General features: G+C 53.8%; 13 protein-coding genes. 9 read left to right on the forward strand and 4 right to left on the reverse strand.

What is annotated here, in order from left to right:
• The first annotated feature begins 332 nt into the window (after window positions 1-332).
• From LOC67_RS02275 to LOC67_RS02290, 4 genes are all read left to right on the forward strand, one after another.
• Window positions 333-764 (forward strand): Fur family transcriptional regulator, encoded by a 432-nt coding sequence (locus tag LOC67_RS02275; RefSeq protein ID WP_230260888.1) that lies wholly within the window; start codon window positions 333-335, stop codon window positions 762-764.
• A 138-nt stretch (window positions 765-902) separates the two neighbouring features.
• Window positions 903-3,710 (forward strand): serine/threonine protein kinase, encoded by a 2,808-nt coding sequence (locus LOC67_RS02280; RefSeq protein WP_230260889.1) that lies wholly within the window; start codon window positions 903-905, stop codon window positions 3,708-3,710.
• A gap of 195 nt (window positions 3,711-3,905) precedes the next feature.
• A complete protein-coding gene (locus LOC67_RS02285) occupies window positions 3,906-4,826 on the forward strand; it encodes a GGDEF domain-containing protein (protein ID WP_230260890.1) in 921 nt (306 codons plus the stop codon).
• 199 nt (window positions 4,827-5,025) lie between these two features.
• Entirely contained in the window at window positions 5,026-7,392 is a 2,367-nt protein-coding gene (locus LOC67_RS02290) for a TonB-dependent receptor (RefSeq protein ID WP_230260891.1), read from the forward strand.
• A 19-nt stretch (window positions 7,393-7,411) separates the two neighbouring features.
• On the opposite strand, the gene LOC67_RS02295 is transcribed toward LOC67_RS02290, so the two are convergent.
• The gene (locus LOC67_RS02295; RefSeq protein ID WP_230260892.1) at window positions 7,412-8,728 is read right to left on the reverse strand and encodes a PQQ-binding-like beta-propeller repeat protein; all 1,317 of its coding nucleotides are present in this window, start codon (window positions 8,726-8,728) and stop codon (window positions 7,412-7,414) included.
• A gap of 270 nt (window positions 8,729-8,998) precedes the next feature.
• Here LOC67_RS02295 and LOC67_RS02300 point away from each other — a divergent pair, with 270 nt between their 5' ends.
• Window positions 8,999-9,778 carry a hypothetical protein gene (locus LOC67_RS02300; protein WP_230260893.1) on the forward strand — a complete coding sequence of 260 codons (780 nt, stop codon included), beginning with the start codon at window positions 8,999-9,001 and terminating at the stop codon, window positions 9,776-9,778.
• A 187-nt stretch (window positions 9,779-9,965) separates the two neighbouring features.
• On the opposite strand, the gene LOC67_RS02305 is transcribed toward LOC67_RS02300, so the two are convergent.
• A complete protein-coding gene (locus LOC67_RS02305) occupies window positions 9,966-10,985 on the reverse strand; it encodes a glutamine synthetase beta-grasp domain-containing protein (RefSeq protein ID WP_230260894.1) in 1,020 nt (339 codons plus the stop codon).
• 1,183 nt (window positions 10,986-12,168) lie between these two features.
• Here LOC67_RS02305 and LOC67_RS02310 point away from each other — a divergent pair.
• Window positions 12,169-13,896 (forward strand): NfeD family protein, encoded by a 1,728-nt coding sequence (locus tag LOC67_RS02310; protein WP_230260895.1) that lies wholly within the window; start codon window positions 12,169-12,171, stop codon window positions 13,894-13,896.
• Between the two features lie 195 nt (window positions 13,897-14,091).
• Here LOC67_RS02310 and LOC67_RS02315 read toward each other — a convergent pair whose 3' ends face one another.
• Complete coding sequence (locus LOC67_RS02315) at window positions 14,092-15,477, reverse strand: class I SAM-dependent methyltransferase (RefSeq protein ID WP_230260896.1); 1,386 nt, start codon at window positions 15,475-15,477, stop codon at window positions 14,092-14,094.
• Window positions 15,478-15,935: 458 nt separating this feature from the next.
• On the opposite strand from LOC67_RS02315, the gene LOC67_RS02320 reads away from it, so the two are divergent.
• Window positions 15,936-22,070, forward strand: a complete 6,135-nt coding sequence (locus LOC67_RS02320) for an ATP-binding protein (RefSeq protein WP_230260897.1) — start codon at window positions 15,936-15,938, stop codon at window positions 22,068-22,070.
• Between the two features lie 7 nt (window positions 22,071-22,077).
• Here LOC67_RS02320 and rlmKL read toward each other — a convergent pair whose 3' ends face one another.
• Window positions 22,078-24,282, reverse strand: a complete 2,205-nt coding sequence (gene rlmKL, locus LOC67_RS02325) for a bifunctional 23S rRNA (guanine(2069)-N(7))-methyltransferase RlmK/23S rRNA (guanine(2445)-N(2))-methyltransferase RlmL (RefSeq protein WP_230260898.1) — start codon at window positions 24,280-24,282, stop codon at window positions 22,078-22,080.
• A gap of 688 nt (window positions 24,283-24,970) precedes the next feature.
• On the opposite strand from rlmKL, the gene LOC67_RS02330 reads away from it, so the two are divergent.
• Both LOC67_RS02330 and LOC67_RS02335 read left to right on the forward strand, forming a co-directional pair.
• Window positions 24,971-25,234 (forward strand): DUF3311 domain-containing protein, encoded by a 264-nt coding sequence (locus LOC67_RS02330; protein WP_230260899.1) that lies wholly within the window; start codon window positions 24,971-24,973, stop codon window positions 25,232-25,234.
• Window positions 25,234-26,829, forward strand: a complete 1,596-nt coding sequence (locus LOC67_RS02335; protein WP_230260900.1) for a sodium:solute symporter family protein — start codon at window positions 25,234-25,236, stop codon at window positions 26,827-26,829. Before LOC67_RS02330 ends, LOC67_RS02335 begins: the two co-directional genes overlap by 1 nt.
• Window positions 26,830-26,857: the final 28 nt, after the last annotated feature.

Genomic DNA, 26,857 nt, shown 5'->3' on the forward strand with positions numbered 1-26,857 from the left:
GTTCCAAATGATTTGTTTGCTAGCGTTTGCCAAGTGGCGTTGCGAGTTTCCTATGGCAAGTGACCAGGTTGCCCGGATGCTCCATTTATCGAAGCCGTGATCTCGATATCACGTAAATGGAATGATGATGCAAATGCAATACGTATGCAAGTGCAGTGTTGTTCGGGATTGTCAAAGAGTTTTGGTGGGGGGCCAGAGGAGCGTTCGGGGCCCTTCGCTTGACCCGGTGATTGCGGTGTTCTACTCTTGCGGCATGTTGGGCTGTGGAGGGGGGCTGCTGCAGGTTTCGCGACAAGTCCATTCGAAGTAAACGCCGATTATCGAACGTTTCGATGAAACAAACATCAAAGTCAACTGATTCAGTCAAAGAAGCGATTCGAGCTGCAGGGCTCCGCGCGACTCCCGCACGGCTGTCGACTTTGCAAATGCTTCGCGAAGCTTCCTCGCCGATGACTCACGCCGAGGTGGCGCAACGGCTTGCCGATAGCGGGATCGACAAGGCGACGGCGTTTCGAAATCTAAACGACATGACCGACGCGGGGCTTCTTCGCCGGACGGAACTCGGCGATCACGTTTATCGCTTTGAAGAAGTGCGTCCGGGCGAAGATGGCGTGGAATCACATCCGCATTTCTTATGTGTGGAGTGTGGGGCGGTCTCATGCTTGGACAGCGTCAAGTTGACCGCGGGAAGTCTGCGCGCAAGCGAAGCCGTCGGTGAAGTGACTGAGATCTTGCTTCGCGGACGGTGCAACGGCTGTCGATAGCGTTGTGTCGAACCGTCCCCTTTGCTGAATTTAAATGTCAGCGGTGAGCTATTGTCTAAAGGACGTTGGCGATTTAGATCACGACCATTCGTGTAATCGTCACAATTGGTAACCTTGGCATAGACGCTCTCTTTGACGATGACACATTCCGACCAGCCTTCCAGTCGCGGAACAGAACACGGGCATAGTCCCATTCGTAGCTTCCGGCGTGATCAGGATGATGATGTCTTTGGCGAAGCGACAATCGGACCGGGGTCGAATTCGCGATCCGGTTCGGTATCTGGAACTGGGGCGATGCCGTCCACGAAGGCCCAGTCAGTTACGCGTCGTGACGAATCGACGATGTTGGAGGGGCAGTTTCGAGCCGATTTGACGCGATTCGAAACGACCGACGAATTGGGGCGAGGCGGATGGGGGATTGTGCAGCGGGCTCGCGACCAAGTTCTTGAGCGAGAGGTCGCGATCAAACGCATCATCGGTGAATCCACAAATGAAGACCTTCGCGAACAGTTCCTTCATGAGGCAAGAATTACCGGTCGGCTACAGCACCCCGGTGTTGTTCCTGTTCACGAGTTAGGACAGGAAAACAGCGGCGAGTTCTTCTACGTCATGAAGTTACTCGAAGGCGAAACTTTGCGAGCCCAGATTCGTCATGCGCACCAACAGTGGAATGCGCAGGCGAAGCAGAACCGTTTGCCAATCGATGCGGTGATCACGCCACTGTTGGAGCGGTTTGTCGATATTTGCAATACCGTCGCCTACGCCCATCAGCAAGGGATTTTGCACCGCGATCTCAAGCCCGCCAATGTGATGATTGGCGAATTTGGCGAGACGATCGTGCTCGATTGGGGACTCGCGAAAACGATTGACGAAGAGCCCGAAGATTGCGGCGAAACATTGCGTCACGGCTTTGGCATGCCGACCGAGTCTAACGATAACGTTTCGAAACGGCGCAGCGAACGCAACGGCGTCGTGATCGGCACTCCGGCGTATATGTCACCCGAGCAAGCGCAAGGGCGAACTGGGCAGCTCGATCACAGGTCCGACATCTTTTCACTCGGTGTGATACTTTACGAAATCCTATCCGGACAGCATCCTCATGCCGGATTGAAAACTGACGAGGTGTTGCAGCGAGCATGCGCCGCTGAGTACGAATCGTTAAAACAATGTCGGCCCGAGCTTTCGCCGTCGCTAATTGCGATTGTCGAAAAAGCGATGTCTTTGCTGCCGAGAGATCGCTATGGAAGTGCGTTAGACCTATCCGAGGACGTCCGGCACTGGCTGCATGGCGAGCCTGTTAGCGTTCATCCCGGGTCTCTGTTCGAGCGTGGAGGAAGGTGGGTTCGTCGACACCGAACGCTTGCGACCGGAATCCTTTCATCTGCTGCGATTCTCCTGGTGTCGGCTTCTGTCTTTTCAGTCATTATCCACTCCGCCCATCGTGCCGAACACCAAGCCCGCAAATTGGCGGAGCTGGCAAATCGCTCTGCCCTGAAGCGTTTGATCGAAGCACGAGATGCGGCTGACACATGGTTACTAGAGCTTAGTGGGACGTTGCAGTTTTATCCGGGGCTGGAATCTGAGCGCAACCGCCTGATCGAAAAAGCCGTTGGGCAATATTCCGAACTGGCGGCACAACAATCATTCGAACAGACGATGCGGTCGACCGAACCCCTGGAAAAGATGGAACAGGGGAAGTGCTATTTACGTCTAGGAGATCTACATCGTCTGGCAGGGCGTGGCGATTTGGCACTAGAAAACTATGGATCGGCCCAAGCGTTGTTTCAGTCGGTGGCTTCTGATATTCCCAAAGAGGCAAGCTCGCACGCGGGGCTCGATGTGAATTTGGTGTCTGCGTCGGGTGGCACAAGTGAAGCGGAAAACCATTTGGCCAACGATTTGAAAATCGAATTGGCCAACTGCCGGATTGGGAAGATTCTGTCAGATCAAGAGATCGATGCGGTGAACATTCGAGAGATCGATCAGGCACTCGAACCGCTGCTGCCGAAGATTTCATCGAGTTCAAATCTGTTGCCTTTCCAGTTCAAAGCGGCCTCTGCCAAGTTGCGTTTGGATCTCTCATTGGCCGGTCGTCAAACATCGACTGACGCGAACCGTTTGCAGCATGCGAAGTCCGCTGTGGATTGGGCCACTTGGCTATCCAAACGTCGCGGAACTTCTCAGGACCTGACTCATGAGATCAACGCGACCGAACAACTGGCGAGACTCTATGAACAGGTGCAGGCACCGAATGAGGCGATGCGAACTTGGACCGACTTGGCAGAACTGATTGAACAACGCCTGACTGAAGAAAGCTTGCCGAGTGTTAGCTTGCTACAGTCGGTGGCACATGCCAAGATTCGGCGGGCCAAGCTGGCTTTCGCATTGGGAGATCGCGAAGCCGCAGCATCCGATTATCGATCAGCCATTATGCAATTAAACCAAGCTTGGCAGCAGTCGGATTCGGATGACTTTTATCGCACCAATTTGGCGACTGCTGAGTTCAATCTCGCAAAGGTTTATGCGGGTGATCCTCAACAAGTGGCCGCCGCTCGGCAACTGCTGCTTCGATCGACGAAGACATACCAAGAACTTTTGCAGCAACGACCGACCGTCGAAGTTTTGCAACGGCTAACCGATGCGAATGTCTCACTAGCGGAACTGACGCAGGGTGACGAAGACGAAGCAAGCAATCTCGACAACGCATTGTTGGGCTTCGAACTTCTTGATGACCATGCCGGGTTAGACCGACAAAGTAGTCTTCAGTGGCTGGGGATCATTGTTCGGCGTCTGAAACTGTCCGGTGACGGACATGTCGAGCACAATCGTCAAAACTTACTTGATCAGGCCAAAGAATTGGTCGATAGGCTTGGCAGTCAGGAAATTCCAAAGGGCTTGCAATCCGAATTGAAGGCGTTGCAGTCGCAGTCGCTAAAGTCGGACTAATGCTTAACCTCCGGGTAAAGTTCAAGATTGGCTGAAAAATGACTTCGGCCCGTTAAAACTTGAGGATCAGGTCATGAAACCGGCGCGAGACAGATAGCTTCGGGCTTTGTTTGAGCACGATCGGAGCACAGTCCGGGATCGAAATTATCTCAACGTTGCATCACTACACGAAGACACTGACCCAAGTGACCACCCATGCTTGCTGACACAAATTGCCAACCCGCAGCGGCAGTCCCAGAAGCAGAGCATACCCTTGCACACAGCCATGGGCGTTCGCTTTCGATCTCTGGAAGCGACAAGTCTTGCCTGGTTCAAATTTATCCGCCTGATGTCGTCGACGGTATGTTGCTACTGGAGCAACCCAGGATCGTCATCGGGCGTGATACGGGGGCGGACTTGATTCTGGCCGACCAAAGTGTGTCCCGCAGGCACGCGGAACTGGAGTGGACCGAAGAAGGTTACGTGGTTCGTGATCTAGGTAGCACGAATGGGACGCTGGTAAACGAAATTGGGGTTCAGGAGCGGATCCTTCATTCTGGTGACACCGTTCGCATCGGCAGTTTCATTTTCCGATTCTTATCGGCCAACAGCATCGAAACGCAGTATCACGAAACGGTTTACAACGCGCTGGTTCGCGACGTGCTGACCGGAACGATGAATAAACGTTATCTGCTTGAAGTGATGGAGCGTGAGATCGCTCGCGCCATCCGTCAGCAGTCACTACTTTCGGTGATCATGCTGGATATCGATCACTTTAAAAGCATTAACGATACCTACGGTCACTTGGTTGGGGACGAAGTCCTAAAGCAATTCGGAAGTCGCGTCGCTAACGTTTCGCGGTGCGACGACCTGTTGGCGCGATACGGCGGCGAAGAGTTTTGTTTGCTGATGGCCGGAACAGATCTTGCCGAAGCTTGCGAAATTGCCGAGCGATGTCGGCATGCCGTCGCTGATGCTCCGTTCATGACCGAAGTGGGAAATCTAAACGTTTCGGCAAGCTTTGGCGTTGCATGCCTGGATCCGGTGCGTCCGATCGGTTGTTTGGATTTTTTGCAACTTGCCGATCAGAAGCTCTATGAAGCCAAGACAAACGGACGCAATCGTGTCTGCAGCTAGTCTTTTCTAGTTTGCTTGTGAGCAGTTGCCCCCGCGATTGACGATAGACAAATGAGAAGTGGTGTCGTCGGATGGCTACTTTGAAGGATTCGAATTAGATCGAGGCGATTGAATAATTGATCGTCGATAATGCGGAAATGGATTTCCCATGTTGCTATGTAAACCGCTGCACAGGCTCCAACATCGAACGCATCAGCTTTTGATCGTTTCCGTCGTTGTCTCGATCGGAGCATCAGTCAATCTGACATATGCACAGGAAGCAGCAGCACAGTCGGAAGCCAACCTTTCCAAGCAGGCTGAACTTGCCAGCGATCAGCCATCTTCGCAAGCCGAGACGCCCCTGCTAGGCGACGGCATCTCAGCAGATCAATTGCACAGCCCGGTCCGCCCGAATGGTCCAGTCGGCGCAAATGAGAACGCGTCTTCGGAAGCGGCGAACCGTCGTGAGCAAAAGAATGCAAAGCCGCCGCTTGCCGCTGATGATCGCTTGTCAAAGTTGTTCGGTGAAGTCGATCAGCTGGATCAGCTCTCCGAGGTGCGACGTCCGCACGCACAGTCACCTGCCGCCAATGCGGTGTTCTCCGCTGAAGCGGTTGGCCGTCGAACGTCCGATGTCGGAAGTCTGCTCAAGCAGGCCAAAGGTGCACAAGGCGTAACAATCCAGCACCGGACACCGATCACCAGCGATACACGTGTTCGTGGACAGCGTGTCGGTCAAATTCTGGCTTCGGGGTCGTACTGGGCGCCAGCTCGGATGGACCTTGACACGATGATGAGCAAGATCGACTCAAGATTGGTCGAAGATTTGATTTTGATCAAAGGCCCCTATGCTGCACGCTATGGGCCAAGCTTTCGTGTGGTCGACTTGGAGTTTGTTCATTCGCCTCGGTACAAGTCGCCGGAAATACACGGCAGCACCAGCGCAACATATAGCAGCAACGGCGATCACTGGTACGGCCGCCAATCGGGTTGGGGTGGGGGTGAAGACTATGGCTTCTATCTGAGCTATGGACACCAAACGGCAAATGACTACGAAACCGGCGAGGACGGTTTCTTTATGCCATCGAGTTTCAAATCGCGTGATGTGTTCTTGGCGTTAGGGTGTGATCTGTCGGATCATGAAACGATCGAGTTCAATTATCTACGACTTGATCAAACCGATGTCGAGATTCCCGGTCTTGTGTACGACATCAACTATCTGGTGACAGACGGGTATGAAGTCACTTATACCAACCTCGCGCCAGCGTTTTTCTCCGATCAATTCTCCGCCGAGTTTTGGTACAACCGAACACGGTTCGAGGGTGACACCAGTCGTCCAGGTAAGAAGCAGCAGATCCCCTCGCTGCTAACCGAACTTGAGTCACCCAGTGGCGCTGACGGGGCGGCCACCACCGATGTTGATGCGTTAAGTGCCGGTTATCGGTTGGAAAGTATTTTGGAAACACGCAGCGGGCAGTATGCGTTCGGGACCGACATGATTGTCCTCAATCAGGAACTTAACGATATCGAGACGTTTGCACCGCCGCACGATAATAACTATCCGATTCCCAGAAGCCATTCGATTGACGTCGGGTTGTATTTTGAAGACGTCGAGCGGATTACCGATCGCTTGTCGATGACCGCTGGTGGACGTGTCGATGGTGTCTTCACCGATTCCGAAGATCAAGTCAAAGGGGTGCCGATCCCGCTGTCAGATATAAAGGAAGCGAAGCTGGAGCAGGCGTTCTTTCTGGGGGCGGCGTACCTCACTGCGGATTATCGTTTGACCCCGCAATGGGATATCAATCTCGGGATGGGGTTCGCATCGCGAGCACCGACACTGACGGAAATGTATGCCGAAGCATCCTTTATTGGCAGCCTTCAACGTGGCGTGACGTTCTTGTTGGGCGACCCCAAGCTCAAACAGGAAAAACTCTATCAGCTCGATGCGGCGCTACGGTATTCCGAAGGAAAGAACCGATTTGGAGCTCAAACACACTACGCGTGGATCGAGGACTTCATCACCTATGATCTTTTGGACCCACCGGGAACCTCCGACGGTTTTCAAAAAGGCGCCGCGTTCACCAATACAGACCTTGCCGTGCTAAGCGGTGTGGAACTGTACGGACAGCGACAGTGTAGCGATTACATTACGCTGTTCGGCACCACAACGTACACCCAAGGAACAGACCTGACGCGTCGAGAGCCGGCGCGACAGTCGCCGTTTTTGGACCGTAGTGCGGATCCCCGTGGCGATGAAGAACCTTTACCCGGCATCAATCCTCTTGAGGCTCGGATCGGAATTGTGTTGGAAGAGCCCACCCCGAGACCGAGCTGGGGAATCGAGCTGATGGCCCGGATCGTTGACAATCAACCCCGCGCCGCAAGGTCTTTGGAAGAACAGCCTACGGCAGGGTTCACAACCTATGACGTCCGTGGTTACAAGGCAATCAACCAATGGCTGTTTACAGCCGGCGTAGAAAACTTCACCGATAAGTTCTACCAAGAACACATCGACTATCGTGCCGGTCGTGGTGTTTATCGACCGGGAATCACGGCTTATGTTGGGACCGAAGTGACCTATTGATCGGCAACCACATGCCGATCTAGCGGAGCGGAACGCAGATCAGTTCATCATCGTTTCGTGCATAGATCTTCCCGTTGGCAATGGCGGGATGTGACCAGACCACACCATCACGTCGTTTCAGCTGTTGGGTTGTCGGCGAGATCAATTGCGATCGAGAGTGGATATCGATTCCGCTTCGTTTTAATGTTGTCATCAGTAATTCGCCGCGATCGTTCTGGATGATCTCGTTGTTACCGTTACGGATGATGTGCACCGTCGCCCAGCGGGCTTTGGGGACGACATCCAAGTTTTCCCAGATCCGGTCGCCTGTCATTAGATCTAGGCAGCGGAATTCGCCATAGCTATCAGCGCCGTAGATGCAGTCCCCTTTGATGATCGGGTTGGAGATCATCGCATGCAGTGCATCGGTATTGCGTTCGTCGACACCGATGCGGCGCCAGACTGTAGCTGCAGCGGGTTTCTGTTGGTCGAGCCGGATTAGAAGTGAACCGTCATAGAACGAAGACACAAACAAAAGGTCGTCTTGGATCACGGGAGTCGGCACGCCGATCGGCATATTGCGAGGCTTCATTTCAATCGACCAGAAAACCGCTCCGTTTTTTGGATCGAGTCCACTGACGCTATCACCGGTCCAGCAAACCACGACGTCTTGATCGCCCTGACGAACGAGGATCGGAGCACTGTAGCCGCCGCGTTCATCAAGGGAACGCCATCGTTCAACACCACTAGATCGATCAAGTGCCACCACGCATGCACCTGCCTTTCCGGATGTCATCTGAATGACCAAGTTGTCATAAATCAACGGAGCGGCGGTGATTCCCCAGATCGGCATGTCGATTTTGAAATCTTCTTGCAAGTCTCGAGTCCACTGCAATGATCCCGTCGCCGCGTCGAAGCAATTCATACGACCCATTGCACCGACCGCAAAGGCTTGACCGTTGTCAATCGTTACGGCAGCACGTGGTCCAGATGCTTCATAGCCAATCGCGTATTGAACAGGATCCTGGTGTTGCCAAAGGGGCTTGCCGCTTTCGGCATCAAAGCAGAGGACGCGTTCGACAGCGTTGGGAGATTCGCCTTGGCGATCTGTCAAATAGACACGGCCATTGGCGATCGTCGGACCGCTATAGCCAGGCCCCACAGCCGCTGACCATTGCCGGGGCAGTTGCCCGGCAGGCAGCTCGATCGGAAGAGAGGAATCATTGATGGTGGCATCACGATTGGTGCCACGCCACTGCGGCCAATCGCCTGCCATCGCTGCGAAGGAGCTTAGCGAAAGGCACAACGCAAGGCAGACAACCGATTTTGATTGGATCGAATTCAATATTGGGGTCATTAGGAGGGCTCCTGGATTACACCTTTAATTGGCGGCGATTGCCTGGTGGCAAGCTGCGCGGATTATAGCCCCTGTTGATGGTTTGGCTAACGAGAGGCGTCTTGGCTTAGGGGCAGTCTATCCGTGTTTGGCAACGTCAGAATGCGTGATCAATCGGGCGCCTTCCGGTCGGCAGTTTGCGGCCTTGAGGGGATGCGACGACGCTCTACCGGGTTTTGTCAGTCCGTTTTGGCATGGTAGATGCATCACAGGGGAGTGGTTTCAAGCAAGATGAACAGGCAACAACTGATTACGCAAGCCAAGATGGTTGAATCAATGTCCCAATCGAATGTGATCGATGCGAACGAATTGGCTCGATTGAAAGTTGAACGCCAGAGCACGCTAGTCCCAGAGATGCATTCGTGGATCGTCGCGGGGATGGTGTCTGCTGCGGCAAGATTCATTCCGGTGCCATTCGTGGATGACTTTGTAAAAGCCAAATGCCGCAAGCACATTGTCTCGTCAACACTCGCCCGTCAGAGCCGATCCGAGTTGCTGAACGATTTTGATGCAATGTACAACGATCCTGGCGGGATTTTGTCAGGGGCGGCGGCGATGGTTGCAAGGATTCCAATCAAGCTGTTGCTGTTTCCGGTTCGAAAAGCGGTCGCGATCATGACCTCCGTACGGGGAGTTCCCTTGGAGTTAATTCGTTGCATCTTGCTGGGGCGAACCGTCAAGCGATATGCAACGATGGCTTCGCGTCCAGATGACAAACAATTGCGAGAAGCATTCGACAAGGCCTTTTCCGGGATGGATTTTCGCGTCGTCCGTGCTGTCGTTGGTGATGCACTTTCTGGAATGGATCGGTGGTCTGAAGCGGCGATCAAAATGGCTAAAGCGATCGCGGCTCAAAAGTCGGACGATCCGCTATCACAACGAGAGGAAAGTCCTGTTCGCAAAGGAGCAGAGCAGGTCGAGCACAGTTTGAATCAGCCTAAGGTGCTGGATCTGTTTAGCGATTTTGACACGAAGCTAGATGCTCGACTGGCAGCGCTATCGACTTCTTAAAGCAGCAAGGTTTCTTAAGGCGGAAAGCCTTAGAGCAGCAAGGTACTGTACGTTCAAAAAAATAACCGACCGTGAGGTTCACGGTCGGTTATCGAAGTACTGGGGTCAAACCGGGCTTAGCAGCCGACGTGTCGGCATTGTTCGAATGCCGTGATCGGGATTGCTGCCCGGCTGATGCCTAGCGAAGTTACGCAGGAACGGCTGCGCTTTTGACAGTCGCGATGATTGCGCTGGCAACCATGTATGGGTCGGCGTTCGACGCTGGGCGACGATCTTCCAACCAACCTTTCCAGCCGTTTTCGACCGTGCCGATTGGGATACGGATCGAAGCACCACGGTCAGAAACACCGTAGCTGAACTTGTCGATCGACTGTGTTTCGTGAAGGCCGGTCAAACGTTGATCGTTGTCAGCACCGTACACGTCGATGTGTTCTTTGATGCGTGGTTCGAACGCTTGGCAGATTGCTTCGTAAGTTTCTTGGCTGCCGCAGTTACGCAATGTTTCGTTCGAGAAGTTTGCGTGCATGCCGCTTCCGTTCCAGTCGCCCTTGACTGGCTTGCAGTGCCAGTTGATCGACAGGCCGTGAGCTTCGGCAACGCGCTCAAGCAAGTAGCGAGACAACCAGATTTGGTCGCCAGCTTCTTTAGCGCCTTTGGAGAAGATCTGGAATTCCCATTGGCCCATCATCACTTCGGCGTTGATGCCTTCGACGTTCAGGCCAGCTTGCAGGCACAGTTCCAAGTGCTCTTCGACGATTTCACGTCCAACTGCTTTGCCGGTTCCGACGCTGCAGTAGTAAGGGCCTTGAGGACCTGGGTAGCCTTCCATTGGGAAGCCGAGTGGCTTGTTGGTGTCAGGATTCCACAGGGTGTATTCTTGCTCGAAACCGAACCAAAAATCGCCGTCATCATCATCGATGGTGGCGCGTCCGTTGGTGCGGTGTGGGGTGCCGTCGGCGTTCAGAACTTCGCACATCACGAGGAAGCCAGTGCCAAGGCGGCCTGGATCGGGGACAACGCGGACTGGCTTGAGCAAGCAGTCGGACGAACCGCCTGGAGCCTGCTCAGTCGAGGAGCCATCGAACGACCAGACCGGCGCGTCTTCAACATTTCCGCTGAAATCACTGACGACCTTCGTCTTGCTACGCAGACTTTGAGTCGGTTGATAACCATCCAACCAGACGTATTCCAACTTGCATTTGGTCATGAAAAAGATTCTCCCTAGGTGAATCAAACGAGTGGACCAGTTGAAGGTGTCGCGGGGCAAAACGCCGGACTGCACCTTCGCTTCTACCAATGTCTACCTAACGCGTCCGAGACGACTCAGCCAACGCTTTGCCGTTCGGCCAGCCCAGTGAGCAAGTGGAACCAACCGCCTCTGAGCAACTACCGACCTTGTTCGTTGGCTGTGCTTCGCATTGCGCTGTCGCATCACGAAAACTCGCCGCGCCAAGGTTCACGAAGACGGGCTCCTGCGGTGTCTTCGTGTGTGGCCCGTGAAGGGCCTTATTTGCCGTCACGCTGTTTAACCTGTTGTAAACATGTCGCGCGTTGCCGCAACATTCTAGTTGCGTTCGCACCAGAAAAACAGCTCTCATGCAGCCCACACTTCTACCACGAAAGCTTCGTTTCGTCACCCCTCGCCGCCCGTTTCTGGGGGCAGAAATGCACCACTAGGTCTGCCAAAGCGAACGCATAAGGACGCCGTGTCGCATCGAATTTGTGCTGGTCAGCTGGGCTTCAAGAAGCTGGGGGAGTCGGGGCCCCTGGCCGAATCAACCAAGCTCTTAAGCTTCGCATTGCCTGGAAGGTGCTGATCACGCCAAAAAGGATGGTCAATGGCGGATCAGTGCGCGATGAGGAATGTTGTTGACTTTCCGTCCGTCGATCCAGCAAGTTGGCTCACCATCTTTCGGATAGCTCCAGGGACTTTGATCTGCTCTCGTCATCTGCATCGGTGATCGATATCAGGCTTTGACGTTTATCCGTTCTGGGTGGCCGAGGAAAGAAGGCAGGATTGCGTTTAAAAAAATTTCTTTTGCGATTGAGACTGGTGAATTTGTTGTCGGCCTTGGGAAGTTTCTCGTTTCTAGCTCGCAAGCCACATTTACACAGACCGGTTCAGACGCTTTGCAGACGTCAAGATTTCACTGTGCTGGATCCGTTCTGGGAATCTCCATCTGCTGGGAAATAATGCGGCTAGTCCCGCACGGACTTGACGCGGTTGGCGATTAGCAGCAGCCCGGCTATCAATACGCTGGCAATGGGATTGTGTCCAAAGACCGAGCGATATCGTCAGTCCCTGACGACGAACAGCGCGACCCAGATTGATCTAAAATGGGCCTCTCTTGGCAAGCTATCTATTCTCTGCTCAGCAATATCAAAACGAAATGTTTCGCACGCCACTTCTTTTACAGCGTATCTGTCCCGCGGCGATGCTCTGGTTGTTTGCGTGCAGTGCTTACTTGCGGATGCTCCTTGGTGCTTATTTGCGGACGCTCCTTGGGGTTTTTTGGGGGATGGTCCTTGGGGTGATGTTGCTAACGCCGGTCGCAACCGCACAGGAACTATCAGCACAGGAAAAATCAGCGGAAGCCCTATCGAGCGAAGCCGAGGGAGTTGTTGAACAACCACGGGGTCTCCAAGACGAAGAGGCATCCGGTGGCGGCAATGAGCGTCAACAGGATACAGAAGTCAAAGCAGCGAAGGTGCGGAAGGCCGTGTTAATTCCGTTTCATGATGCGATTCACGCACTCAGTGCCGAACTGTTGATGCGCAAATTTCACGAGGCAGTCGACTCCGGTGTTGATGTCATCATTTTGGACATCAATTCACCCGGCGGTGAAGTGTTCTACACCTTTGAAATCATGGACATGATCTTGGAGACGAAAAATGTAGAGACCGTCGCATACGTTCAAAAAGATGCGATCAGTGGCGCGGCGCTGATCGCGATTTCATGCGACAAGATTTACATGAGCCCCAATGGGCGTCTTGGTGATGCAGGTGTCATCATGATGGGCGAAGATGGCGCTTTTCGATACGTCGAGGAGAAACGACGAAGTGCCGTCGCTCAGCGGGCAAGGGACGCCGCCGAGCAGACGGGGCGGCCGATGACATTGGCGGAGAAAATGACGGACAAGGACATGGTCGTTTTTCGGTCTGTCAACAAAGAGTCCGGCGAGGTGCGGTATCTCAGTGACAAAGAACTGGAATCAATGCCCGATGCCGATCAATGGGAAGTTGGAAAACCAATCCGTGAAGCGAACAAAGACATGTTTTTCATCGCGAATGGGAAACGTCTTGTCGAGCTAGGAATGGCAGAGCAGACCGTCGAGAGCGTTGATGAACTTGCGGAGCAGCTTGATGTCGAAACACCCATTCCCGTGCTCGATCGCACCGGAACGGACATTGCCATCATGATTCTCAATCATTGGTTCGTGACGTTCCTGCTATTAGTTGTCGGGTTGGTAGCGCTTGGAATTGAACTGAGCGCACCGGGGATCGGGATTGGCGGTTTGACCTCGATGCTGTGTTTCGGATTGTTCTTCTGGAGTCGCTTTCTAGGAGGCACCGCAGGTTGGCTGGAGGTCACGCTATTCGTTCTCGGGATCGCATTCATCGGTATGGAGATCTTTGTCATTCCAGGATTTGGTGTCGCCGGTCTAGGCGGGTTTGCGCTGTTGCTAACATCACTGGTGATGGCTTCACACCGATTTATCGATCTGCAGAATGGACAAAACCTGATCGATGTAGGTTGGGATGTCGTGACCGTCCTTGGGGCCTTCATTGGTTTCTTTATCGCGATGCTGATACTTTCGAAGTATATCGGCGATATCCCGGGACTCGGGCGTTTGACATTGAAACCGCAAGTGGCGCTTCCAGGCGTCGGCGAAGATCCGGCGGCCGGTGGTGCCGCACCAAGTGTGTTGATGCCGGGGTGGCAACGCGTTCAGATCGGGGATACCGGCGTCGCCGTTGGTGCGTTGAGGCCGGGCGGCAAGATGGCGGTCGATGACTACACCGTCGACGTGGTCACCGAAGGCGACTTCGTTGACGGCGGGCAGAGTGTGAAGGTGATCGCAAAGCAGGGCAGCCGCGTTGTGGTGCGTTTAACCTAATTTCATGGATGCCTTTTCAGATCGGATTTCCAACTGGCCGGTCGCCACTGCCGCAGAATCTTTCGATGATGTTTTTGGAGTACCGTTAATGAGAATTCACCGGTCAGCCGGCGTCAGTTCGCGGTTCGATTGTTGAATCGCGCCCCAACGCTGTTTGGCTGATCAAGGTGTTCAATCGCTATCGAAGCGATCTATCTAGGCAGGGTCACTTTCCAAGTCGACGCTGTCGCGACATGCAGTCACAAAGCGATACTCTGCAAGCGTCGGATCGTCATCGTCCAGGACGTTTCCGGCCGTCACAAACTTGTCGAGTTTGACTCCACATTCAACTAGGAATCCTGCGATGTCCGTCGGCCCGTAGATGAATTTTTCACCAATCATCTCCATCTGATCGACGAATGCGTGGATATTGGGATCACCGGTGTTGGCATGAATCACAGCGGGTGTGACACAGTCGAGCCACAGGCGGCTTGCAGGGTTCTTCAGTGATCGCATGACAGAGGAAAGCAATCGCACGTTCTGTTCATGTTCAAAGTACATGGAACAGCCTTCGTAGATCACCAGCGTTGCGGCAGTCTGTGAGAACGCAAAGTGATCTCGCAGTTTGCTACCGACATCGCATCGCAAAAAGTCGGCCGCGATCTGATACCGTTCAGGCGTCTGATGCGTTCCACCGATTTGCTTATCCATTCGCTGGATGACGTGCTGCCGTTCGGTCAACATTTCAGGCAAATCGATTTCGAAAACCGTGGCGCCCTTCAAATGGTTGCTCAGCCTTAGCGGTCGCATATCCAGGCCGGCTCCCAGCATGACCAACTGCTCGACTTCCGGCATCGAACGAAGGACATCGTCCGCATTGATCGTGCGTGCTGCGACCATCGACTGCAACTGCGGTAGAACTTTTTGAAGGCGTTCCGCCTGAAGCAACCCATGCGTTCCCGCCGCGAACATATCATGCCCGCCATCGATACGGATTTTGATGCCGTCTTCGCGACAGATCCATTGTCCTTCTTGTCTACTACGTTGAGCACGCAGTCCCGCAATGATGCGCGCTGACTTTTTCAAGTTCAGCTTCGATAGTGATGACCGTTGCCCGTCTTCACGATCTCGCAACAGTTGTGAGGTCGCTTGTGCGAAGTACTTCATTTCGGCAACCGCAACACGCTCGTTGTCTTCGGAGAAAAACTCCACCGTGAGCGTGACCAGTACGATTCGCCCGCCGAAGTATCGAGACTTGATTCGTTCGGCTGTTTTGGCATCGATACGGCAAACACCACGCAGATGGCTGGTGCTTGGGTTTTCGTACTTTACATCCATCGAAGCCAGCCATAGTGAGGCTGATCGATTGGGATGCCCTCGATGGATCCCGGTTAGCGGTACACCGGTCAATAGCGTGGTTAAAGCCATGCCGCCGGTATAGTCCGCCGACAATGAAATCAACGCGGCTTGATGTGTCCCGTGTTGGTTTGTCGTCGGAACGCTAAGTGGTAACACCGATTCACAGTAACCGCGTTCAACCTTGGTAATTTTCCATCCCGTCCATTCAAGAACCGGCACCGCTCGGTGTAGCAGACGGTTCATCAGTTCCGGGTTTACGCGTTGAGCGTAATCGGACTCCCACGTGACGGGAGTTTCTATTTCGATCGCAGACATCATTTGCCCCCTGTTTGTTGCGAACGAGTAGTAACAGACACAATGTCGGCTATTACGTTAGGGAATCACGCCGTGTACGCCAGTATTCAGAGGCGCATGTGAGCCACCCCTGAGGGTGAACCCTTACCGAAGATATCACCTCGGTAAATAAGCGGAGACCTACTGTTTCCTAGATACATGGTGTGCGTGACCGTTAATCCACGCCATCGCAGCCTGTCGGATTGGTCCAAGTCCATGAATGACAGTCAAGCGAGTTGTGGGTTTGCTTCGGACGTTGTTGATGTCCGATCAAAGCAAGCTTTCAGCCGCATTGGAACAGAACAGGTTTCGGGCACGTTGTCAGTAATAAAAGCTGATGCACGTGTCGGTATCGCATCGGGTACGTGATGCGTTGGACTCGAGGAGGCCCCACCCTCGACAAACAGAATTCGTACGCGAAGCAAACAGATCGGCTGTTTGTACGCAACGAAGTGAAGCGACAACTGTGTCGATTTTGTATCGCACAGTGCGACAATTGGGCCACACTCGATTCCGTCGAAATGAACCTTAACGACCCAACCGAACAACACCTCCACTTGGTCCGCCGACTGTCGGATATCGAAGATGTGAGGTGTTTATTGGTCGAAGACGACCAAACCGGTGATCAGTTTATCTTGCGTCGTCTTAATCGATCCATCTTGCCGGATGACCTTCAGTCCCGTTTTGACAACGAAGTTCGACTGTTAAGCAAGTTTGAATGCGATTCCTACAATGCGATGGCCTGGCATCGATGGGCCGACGATCATCTGCAGGTTGCGTATCCATTTCAAACGGGATGTTCGCTTGGTGACTTGTTGGGCGAAGGGCCTTTGGGGGCACACCTTGTCACGACGATTGCTGTTGATCTCCTAGAAGCACTCGTTCTAGTTCATGGTCAGGGTTGTATTCACCGTGATTTTCGACCTTCGCATATCATCTTGCGAGAAGACGGACATGCGATTTTGGGTGGGTATGGACCGCTATGGCGAGTCGGCCTAACCGATCCGGATAACCCGTCCAGCGTCGAAATGTTGCGCTATGCTTCGCCGGAACTGGCGGGGATCATTCGTCACGACATTGGCCCGTCCTCGGATCTGTATTCGCTAGGGTTGATTCTGTATTACGCACTGGCCGGCAAGCCAATGTGCGATGCGACGACTGTAAGCGAGATCCTGCTGCAGCATTCGACCAAAGACCTCGATACCGATCATCTACCAAGCTCGACTCCGGCGCCTTTGGTAGAGATGATCGAGCGTCTGACGCAGAAAGAACCACGCGAACGCTACCAGTCGACGGCAGCGGCATGCGATGACGCTAAAGCCATCTTGCGGATGATCGAAAACGATGATCCGGATTCCACGGTTGTCATCGGGCGAAGCGACGCACGGGCCGGTTTGGTTGATCCGGCGTTTGTCGGTCGCGAAGCCCAGATTCGTGCCTTGAGCGAAAACCTGGAGTTGGTCGTCGAAGGCGCATGGCGACAGGTCATGATCGCGTCGCCATCAGGGATGGGCAAAAGCCGCCTCACGCAAGAGATCAGCCGGTTGGCAACTCGGCGAGGTTGTATCGTCTTGCATGGCGATTCAACCGATCAGGCCACTGGTGAACCCAATGCGGCCTGGATGCAGGTTATCACAAGGCTGGCCGCCGTCTGTCACACCGATGAAGCACTGCGATGTCGACTCGCAGAATTAATGTCGGATTATCGCGAAGAAGTTCTTACCGCGATGCCGCCGTTGGCACACGTATTCGGGTGGTCCGGAAAAAGGCTTTCCGGTCCTGAAGACCGAGGTCAAAGCCGAGTCTTGGCTGCCTTCGCCATCCTGATTACCGGTTTGGGATCATCAGGGCAGCCTGTCTTGATCACGCTGGACAATTGCCAGTGGATGGACGATCAATCCATTCGTGTATTGCAGCGGGTCTCGCGCAGCGAAGCGTCACACGCGATGCTGTTATTGCTTTCTCGGCCGGATGAAGGACAGTGCAAGCGCATCAGTGAAATTGCTCGTCCTGACCAATCACTTTCGTTAGGACCGCTGGACCGTAAAAGCATCGGTCGGCTTTGCGAATCGATGGCGGGAACGCTTCCGCAGGATGCGATCGGAGTCATCGCCGACTATGCCGAAGGAAGTCCGTTCATGGCATCGGCCGTGTTGCGGGGGATGGTCGAGTCTTCGGTATTGCTTTCGGAGCAAGATCGCTGGGTTTTGAACCATGACCGTTTGGCAGGGTTCCAAACCGCGGCAAGTGCAGGCGAAGTTCTAGCCGAACGGATCAAGAACTTGCCTCCATTGGCCATTCGGTTTCTGGAGTCTGCGGCCGTTATCGGTGGCTCGTTTACGTTGGATGCCGTCGCGACGCTGTCCGGAATTGAGCTCGAAGACAGCTTCTCGCTGCTCGCGGATATCCGGCGTCAGCGTTTGATTTGGAGCAAGCCGGACGGCGAATACGCCTTTGCTCATGACAAGATTCGTGAAACCGTCTTAAAGTATCTTGCGCCCGAACAGAAGCGTGAGATGCACGGTCGGTTCGGAGCGTACCTCGCCGAAACGCGAAGCTCTGCCCACTATGATTTGGCGTATCACTTCGACGAAGCTGGCATGCATCGCGAAGCCCTTTCTCACGCGTTGGCTGCGGCAGACGCGGCGAGGGCGGAGTTTTCACTGAGCAGTGCGAAGCGACAGCTCGAGATCGCTTCCCGAGCCAAGCAATATGCGGACCCACAAACTCGCCATCGTGTCGAATCGATGATGAGCGAAGTGGTGATGCTTCAAGGTGAATACGATAGTGCCGAAGAGTGGCTATCTAAATGCGCCGTCAGCGCGATTACGGATCACGATGAGGCTGTCGTCGCGACGCGTCTTGGCGAGTTAGCGTTCAAGCGTGGCAACAAACAACAGGCCGTCGAGTACTACGAGGATGCTCTTCGTCGTCTTGGGGAACCGATTTGCAACAATCGTTTGCAGTTGGGGGGGCGATTGATGCGGGAAATCGCAGTGCAAACCTTGCACACGTATTTTCCGAAAATGGTCCATGGTGGTGATCGCTTGCCAGACGAAACCGAACTGTTGCGTCAGAAGCTTTACAGTCACATCGCACACGGCTATTGGTACACCCGCGACAAATACTACACCCTATGGTCGCACCTGCGAGGCATGAATCGCGGGGAGCGATATCGACCGACGACGACACTTGCGCAAGCGTATAGCGAGCACGCGCCGGCGATGAGCTTGTTGGGTTGGTATGGGCGTGGCCAAAGGTATGCAACACAGTCGCTCGAAATTCGCAAAGACCTTCACGACGTTTGGGGGCAGGGGCAATCGCGGCACTTTCTCAGTATCTTGCTGTATTCATCAAGCCAGTTCGAAGCTTGCAGCCAAGAAGCGAGCCAAGCGGTTTCGATTCTGGAACGTACCGGCGACTACTGGGAAGTCCATACCGCGCGATACCAGTACGCAGGTTCGCTTTATCGCCAAGGGAACTTGGTCGAAGCACTTGAACAGGCAAGGACCAACTATCGTTCCGCTGTAAGACGCAGTGATTTTCAAGGGACTGGCAATATTGTTGACATCTGGTCGCGAGCGTCCTTGGGCAATATTCCACAGGACGTTTTGGAAATCGAGGTAGGCCGAGATGTTGATGATGCTCAGCGAGATTGCCATGTCAAATTGGCTCACGCGGTGTTTCATTTCTATCGCGATAACTATGTCGAATCGGCAAAGGCGCTTTCCGAAGCGGTCAGCAGGGCCGAATCCGCATCGGTTTTCAACGCCTACACCAGCCCTTGTTTTGTTTGGCGAGTCTCGGCGCTGCGTCGCATCATCGAAACGCGTCCGGCACGAATCGCTTCGAAGCGACAACGGGATATCAAAGAATTAAAGTCCGCCGCACGCAAAGGCTTGCGGATCGCAAAGAAATTTACGAACGAGCTTCCCCACGCGCTCCGCGAGATGGGCGCTGTCAGTGCTTTGACCGGGTCAATGTTCCAGGCACAAAAGTACTTTCAGCGCTCTCTCGACGTTGCCCGAAAGCAAGGTGCGCGATTGGAAGAAGTTCAAACGATGCTGATGTATTCAGATCTCGCGATCGAAGCGGGGTGGCCGGTTGAACAACAACGCGTCCACGCCGCACGCGAAGCGATGTTGCAATACAAAAATTCGGTCGGCACGACGGATCAAGATTCGTCTGTTTCTTTGGTGGATCGATTCGATGCATTGTTGGAAGCCGGTCGCCGTATTGCCGTGTGCACCGATTTAAACGAAATCGAACACGAGATCATCGAAGCGACATCGCGTCTGCTTCGCGGTGACCGAGTCTTGTTGATTCGCAAAAACGAAGATGGTGCATTGATCAGCCATCCCGAAAATTTGCCCTTTGATGCTGATATCGTTCAACAATGCGGCGAACGAAAATCCGCAATCGTTTGTGACTTCGAAAGGTTGGTTGATACATCGACCGGTGACAACCGAGGTGCGAAGACGCAAAACTACGGCACGTTCCTGTGTTGCCCGATCATGGCACGCGGTCGAATCGAAGCACACATTTACGTCGCCAACTCGTTCATGATGGGGATGTTTGGCGAGGATGAACTGAGGATCGCCAACTATCTTTCTTCCGCGGCGGGTGCTGCGTTTGAAAAAGCCGACGGATTCCGACAGCTTCAAGACCTGAACCAAACACTTGAACGCAAAGTTGCCGAACGGACGGAAACGCTACAGCAGCGTAATGTCGAGATCGAGCGGACAGCGGATCGCTTGCGAGCAACTCAGGTTCACCTTCAAGAAGCCAAAGACGCCGCCGAGCATGCCAATCAAGCCAAGAGCGACTTCTTGGCCCGGATGAGCCACGAAATTCGGACGCCAATCACCGCGGTCTTGGGTTACACCGAATTGATGTTGCGGGGTGTTGTGAGTGACCCTGACGAACAACGCGTGAAGCTCGAAACGATTCATAGCAACGGTAGCCACTTGCTGCACCTGCTGAACGATATCCTGGATCTGTCAAAGATCGAAGCCGAACGAATCGAAGTCGAACAGATCGAATGTGTTCCGCTGAAGATTGTTGGCGATGTGATCAAGTCACTTTCTGGAAAGGTTCAGCAGAAAGGCATCGAGATCTCTCTGTTGGCGGAAACCGATATTCCCGAACAGTTGAAATCCGATCCGACTCGCTTGCGTCAAATCTTGACCAACTTGATGGGCAACGCGATCAAATTTACTGACCATGGTGGGATCGACGTCAAAATTAAGTTCGATCAACCGACCGGCGGAGACGGTGCTCCGCTCCTATCCATCGCGATCCAAGATACAGGGATCGGTATGGACGAAGAGCAGATGAAAAAAGTCTTCGACCCGTTCTCGCAGGCTGATACCTCAACGACACGGAAATACGGTGGAACCGGACTGGGGCTTTCAATCAGCAAGCACCTTGCCGAAGCTTTGGGTGGAGGGCTGACGGTTGCCAGTGCACCTGGAGAAGGAAGCACGTTCACGCTGCAAGTCGCCGCGCCAGTGGTGAAAGGCAGTCGCAGCGTTAGCCGCATGGAAGCGATCAAACTTGCTTTGGGGCATGCCGAATCTCGCTGGGATGCGATCGAGGTCGATGGTGCACGGGTGCTGGTCGTCGACGACGCACCGACGAACCGTGATTTGATCGACCGCTTGTTGACCAACGCCGGTGCGAAGGTCATGAAACTTGAAAACGGAAAAGAAGCCTACGACTACTTCGTTGACGATCGTAAGCAGATCATCCCGCGTGAGATCGACTTGGTCCTGATGGACATGCAAATGCCATTGATGGACGGGTACACCGCGACATCGGAACTTCGTAAAGCCGGGCTGGCAATTCCGATTGTCGCCATGACGGCCAATACCATGGTTGGCGACGACAATAAATGTCGCGAGGCAGGATGTTGCGACTACCTATCCAAACCCTTGGACTTGGATTTGGTTCTCGAAAAAGTCAAACAGTGGGCGCACCTGTCGCGGCAGCAACACCCGTCGGGAATGTCAAACATTGCCGATTCGACTTCGTCACAATTGTTGACTTCGAGCCAAATTCGAATCGCCGAGCGGGACGACGAATCGCCGTCCGAGACATGTGACGAAACAGATTCGGCGATTGATCCAGTCGCAGTGTCAGAGCCCCCAGCAATGGCTGATCCCGTTGCGATGACTGATGCCGAACCTGCACCTGCCGAAGAGGTCACTGAGCATCATCTGCCTGACGATTGGATGCGGCAATTCGCAATCGATTTGGTCACAAAAGTCCACGGACAACTGCCTGCCATCTGGAAGTCCTTCCATGGTGATGACATGGAAGCGGTGGCAACAAAGATCCATTGGATCAAAGGGTCTGGCGGTACTGTGGGCCTTCCGAAGTTAACGGAGTTGGCAAAGTCCTGCGAAGAAGCGGCTCACGAATCCGACCTCGACGGCGTCTGCAAACGTCTGGACAAAATCGAAGAGTACATCAACTTACTCGTCGACGAATCCAACGCCTAGTTTGGCTTCATCGTACAATCCGCCAGCAGCGATGGATTCGGCGATTGCGAAAGTCTTCAGGAACGGTTTGCGATGAGATCTCGTGGCACTCACTGACATCTAATTCGCTGTGATCGAACTTGAATCGGCGGAAGTTGTTGGAGAAAAAGATCACACCACCACGACGCACCAGCGGCAGTAACTTTTGCAGCAGTGGGATCGCATCTTGTTGAACGTTCCAGTCCTTTTCCGTTTTCTTGCTACGGGAATAAGTCGGAGGATCAAAGACGACCAAATCGTACTTTTCACCGGCGGGATGTTCATCGAGAAACTTTCCGACATCCATCGCCAAGAGTTGATGTTTGTTAGTTTCAGTAGGGTCGATCATCCCATTGAGTTCAAGGTTGTCTCGCGTCCACTGCGTGTAGGGACCAGAAAGGTCAACGGTGGTTGTCCTTTTGGCGCCTCCGTCGGCGGCATACACGGTGAATGAACCGGTGTAGGCAAAGAGGTTCAAAAACCATTTGTCTTTCGCTAGGTCACGCACCATTGATCGGGTCTGGCGGTGATCTAAAAACAATCCCGTATCGATGTAGTCATCCAAGTTTACCCAGAACTTCAGCCCACCTTCGTTGACTTCGATGCGTCGACCGGTTTGGTCGACCTTTTCGTATTGAGTAAAGTTTTTCTCTCGATCACGCCGCTTGAAGTGAACCTGTTGGACAGGGATTTCGAGTGTTTCAGCTGCCGTTTTTGACATCAGGTCAAGCCAGTTGGCATGCTGCGCTGGGTCGCGCTCGTGCGGTCGTTCGTATTCGGTGATATGCAGGTGGTCTTCATAACGATCGACGACCAAAGGGATCTCCGGGATGTCACGCTCGTAAAGCCGAAAGCAGGTAATGCCTCGCCGTATCGGCCAGCGGCGAAGGTGCCGGGCACGTTTACGTAGACGCGAAGCGAAGAGACTGGCTTGCTCGTCCGCTTTTGCGCCAAGTTGTCCGAAGGCGGCAGGCCCGTCGGCGTGGACTAGGACGGTGACTTCGTTATCCGATTGACGTTCTTCGACGATCGGCTTCGGCCCATAGAATTGATAGAGCGTGCTTTCGATCTTTCCGTTGTAGAGCTTGCGTCTTCGGTCGGCGGCTTTGCCGATCAAATGTTCGAATCCGCGATAGCTTGTGAAGACGTAATGAGACCATGTGGGCAGTCGGCGGAAGACGTTGGGCAGCGTGTTGTAGACGGCTTCCAGTTCCCAGTCCCGTTGTTGGTGTCGTGACGGACGGTCTTGATCCGATTCCGGTTTTCCGCGTTCGAACGGGGCATGGCAGATCAAGCAGCCAAAACGGCGTTTGGAGGAAACATCACGGACGTCTTTGCGTTCAAAGTGAATGTCGTCGGCAACCCCTGCGCGTTTGGCATTGTCACGAGCAACCTGCAAGATTCGCCCATCGATATCGCTGCCGATCAAGCGTTCTTCCAACGCCGGTTTCTGAGCCGCGATTGCTTCGCTGCGGAGATCGTTCAATAGATCAGCGGGCATGTCGTTCCAGTCGGTCATCGCAAACGTTCGGTTGATGCCAGGGGCGATGTTGCGACCGATCATTGCCGCTTCGATAGGAATCGTTCCGCTGCCGCAAAACGGATCCAGAAGTGGCTTTCCCGGTTTCCAAAAGCTGAGCATCACCATCGCGGCAGCCAGGTTTTCGCGTAGCGGTGACTTTGCGGTTTCGCTGCGGTAGCCTCGACGGTGCAATGATGAACCCGAGGTATCAATGGTTAGTGACGCCTGGTCATCAAAAATCGCCGCATCGATCCGGTAGGTTGGCCCTGTTTCGGCAAGCGATGTAACCCCGTGTCCATCCATCATTGAATCGACGATGGCGCGTTTAACACTTCGCTGAATCGCAGGAACGCTAGTGAGAGTTGACTTGATCGATCGTCCGGTGACCGGGAATGTTGCGTCATGGGGAAGCCATTTCGCCCAGTCGATCGCTCGAGTCGTTTCGAACAGTGCGTCGAAATCGGCAGCCGGAAATTCAGCGACCTTGATCGAGACTCGGTCGGCGCAGCGAAGATGCAAATTCGCGAGTGCTGCCGTTTTCAAATCGCCGTCAAACTTTAGACGGCCCGCACCGACGATTTCGCTTTCGATGCCGAGCGACTGCAGTTCGCGACGGACGATCGCTTCGAGTCCGAATGCGCAAGTGGTGATAAGTTCTAGTTCGGTATTCATTCGCTGTACCGTTCTGAGCCTCCTAGTATCTGAGCCATCTGGTATCAGAGAGTCCAATCTGCGTCCCCATTCTGTTTTTGGCCCCGTTTTGCGTTTGACCGCAGGATGGGACTTTAAGGTTAGGCGAGCAGGCGACCGTGCAGGCTAAGACGCGACTCGGGAAGACGCAAACGTGGGATCTGCCGGTCGATATTTTGAAGCTACGAAAGGTTTGTGCGGGGATGTTGAGACGATGTTCGTGGCTTCAAGGGTATCCGTGAATGCCGACGTTGTAGAGTGACTTTCGCTATCGAACCGAAAGTATTGTCGCGGTGAGTCCTGGCGTCACCTGGCGAAGAGCTGTTGTCATCAAGTTGAACGCCCGCTCGACTGCTCCGATGCGTTGATCCGCCAGACCAAGAATTCTTCATTTATCTTTTGGGGGATCGCGGCGACCGGCTCCCTGGATCAGTCCATCGGCGTAAAGAGCAAAACGTTGGGCCTTTTTTCCCCACAGAGCTGTTGGATCGAGCTTGAACCTTGGTAAAGCTTGACTGTCACGGGCGGATTGCGGCTTGGATGCAAGGCGTTCGCCCGAGCAAATCGGGCGTGTTGCGATCCCCCGTCTACCATCATCATTGCCGATCCGAGTACACTGTCGGACCCTTCCAAATTCATCCTGCCAATCAACTTCGACCGGACCCACGGTATGTCAAGTCATTCTTCACGCGGCCCCTGGATTATCGCAGCACTGGTGGTGCTGTTGCTAATCCTGCATCAAGACAATTGGTTTTGGGAAAGCGAAACATTGGTGTTCGGGTTTATGCCGATCGGATTGTTCTGGCACGCTTGCCTATCAATCGCGGCCAGTTTGACTTGGGCTTTGGCCACCGTGATCGCATGGCCTCTCGATGAGGATTCTTCGGTTCCAGCTGCAGAAGCGACACCGGCAACGACCGAGGAGGAAGCGTAATGTTTCAAGCACTCGATCACCCGGGGCTTCCACAGCTCATCATTATAGTCATCTATCTTGCCCTGTTGTTGATGCTGGGGCTGTCGTCCGGACGGCTTTTTAAGGGCACCAAGGAAGATTACCAGGTTGCCAGTCACTCGATCGGGCCGTTCTTGCTTTTAATGAGCCTGTTCGGAACGACGATGACCGCTTTCGCGCTAGTCGGAAGTAGTGGTGAGGCGTTCAAAGAAGGCATCGGTGTCTACGGCATGTTGGCCAGTAGCAGCGGTATCATTCACTCGCTGTGCTTCTTCACCATTGGGGTGCGTGTCTGGAAATATGCTCGCCGCCATAAATACACCACGCAGATCGAATTCTTTCGAGACCGCTTGGACAACGACTTTATCGGGCTGTTGCTGTTCCCGATCTTGGTCGGACTGGTGATCCCGTATTTGCTGATTGGCGTCATCAGCAGCGGCTCGGTTGTGCAATCATTGACGGCCGGCTTGGCACCGAGTCTTTTTCCGGCTCTGAATCCTGCCGGTGAACCGATCATGGCGCTGCACGGCGGCGTGCCCCCTTGGATCGGTTCATTGGTGATTTGTGTTGTGGTTTTGGTCTACGTCTTCTTTGGCGGGATGCGTGGAACCACGTGGGCGAATACCTTGCAAACGATCGTTTTTATGATCCTTGGTGTGGTCACGTTCTATGTCATCGCCAATCAGCTCGGCAAGCAAGACAGCTTGATGGCGAACTTGAAGGTGCTTGCCGAATCGGTCCCAACGGAAAAGCTAACCCGGATCGAAATGAGCAAGACGAAGTTCTTAACTTACCTGCTGATTCCGCTATCGGTCGGGATGTTTCCACACCTATTCCAGCACTGGATGACGGCCAAGAGTGCGAACACATTTAAACTGCCCGTGATTTGCCACCCATTGTTCATCATGATCGTGTGGGTGCCGTGCGTTTTGGTTGGTATTTGGGCAACGGGTGAATTGATCCCACCGAAGCCTCCGTTGCCGAGTAACCCTAATACGGTATTGCCGTTCCTTGTCAAAACTCAAACGGGCAAGGTGCTCGGCGGACTGCTCGCCGCAGGGATTTTGGCCGCGATTATGAGTAGCCTTGATAGCCAGTTTCTCTGCCTGGGGACAATCTTTACCAATGATGTGCTCACGCACTACAAGGGCAAGGAGAACGTGTCGGACTCGCAGCAAGTGCTTTACACACGTTTGTTCATTATCGGAATCGTGGCCGTGACTTATGTGTTGGGCCTGTTGGATCCGAAAAGCGTGTTTGCGATGGGTGTCTGGTGTTTCAGCGGATTCAGCGCGCTGTTTCCGATTGTCTTTGCAGCCCTGTATTGGCGTGGGCTTTCCGCCGCTGGTGCCATCAGCGGTATTTTTGCTGCGATCGCCAGCTGGGGATACATGTTCTATCAGGCACTGCAACAAGACGCTTTGCGGACTTATGTGCTGAAGTTGCCGCTCGGTGGCGAGGAGTACGAACTGATGCCGGTCGTCGCCATGTTGGCTAGCTCGTTGATCGTGATGGTCGGCGTTTCGCTCGTCACACCCAAACCGAGCGACGATACGCTCAAAAAGTTCTTCGCCTAAGACACATCGGTTTTTTTAAACTCAGCAA

This window comes from Stieleria sp. JC731, assembly GCF_020966635.1.
Classification (GTDB): domain Bacteria; phylum Planctomycetota; class Planctomycetia; order Pirellulales; family Pirellulaceae; genus Stieleria.

Coding starts and splice junctions, on each gene's coding strand:
- LOC67_RS02300 (WP_230260893.1), top strand. CDS start 8,999: ATGAACAGGCAACAACTGATTACGCAAGCCAAGATGGTTGAATCAATG.
- LOC67_RS02335 (WP_230260900.1), top strand. CDS start 25,234: ATGTTTCAAGCACTCGATCACCCGGGGCTTCCACAGCTCATCATTATA.
- rlmKL (WP_230260898.1), bottom strand. CDS start 24,282: ATGAATACCGAACTAGAACTTATCACCACTTGCGCATTCGGACTCGAA.
- LOC67_RS02295 (WP_230260892.1), bottom strand. CDS start 8,728: ATGACCCCAATATTGAATTCGATCCAATCAAAATCGGTTGTCTGCCTT.
- LOC67_RS02285 (WP_230260890.1), top strand. CDS start 3,906: ATGCTTGCTGACACAAATTGCCAACCCGCAGCGGCAGTCCCAGAAGCA.
- LOC67_RS02330 (WP_230260899.1), top strand. CDS start 24,971: ATGTCAAGTCATTCTTCACGCGGCCCCTGGATTATCGCAGCACTGGTG.
- LOC67_RS02305 (WP_230260894.1), bottom strand. CDS start 10,985: ATGACCAAATGCAAGTTGGAATACGTCTGGTTGGATGGTTATCAACCG.
- LOC67_RS02320 (WP_230260897.1), top strand. CDS start 15,936: ATGCGTTGGACTCGAGGAGGCCCCACCCTCGACAAACAGAATTCGTAC.
- LOC67_RS02280 (WP_230260889.1), top strand. CDS start 903: ATGACACATTCCGACCAGCCTTCCAGTCGCGGAACAGAACACGGGCAT.
- LOC67_RS02310 (WP_230260895.1), top strand. CDS start 12,169: ATGTTTCGCACGCCACTTCTTTTACAGCGTATCTGTCCCGCGGCGATG.
- LOC67_RS02315 (WP_230260896.1), bottom strand. CDS start 15,477: ATGAACCGTCTGCTACACCGAGCGGTGCCGGTTCTTGAATGGACGGGA.
- LOC67_RS02275 (WP_230260888.1), top strand. CDS start 333: ATGAAACAAACATCAAAGTCAACTGATTCAGTCAAAGAAGCGATTCGA.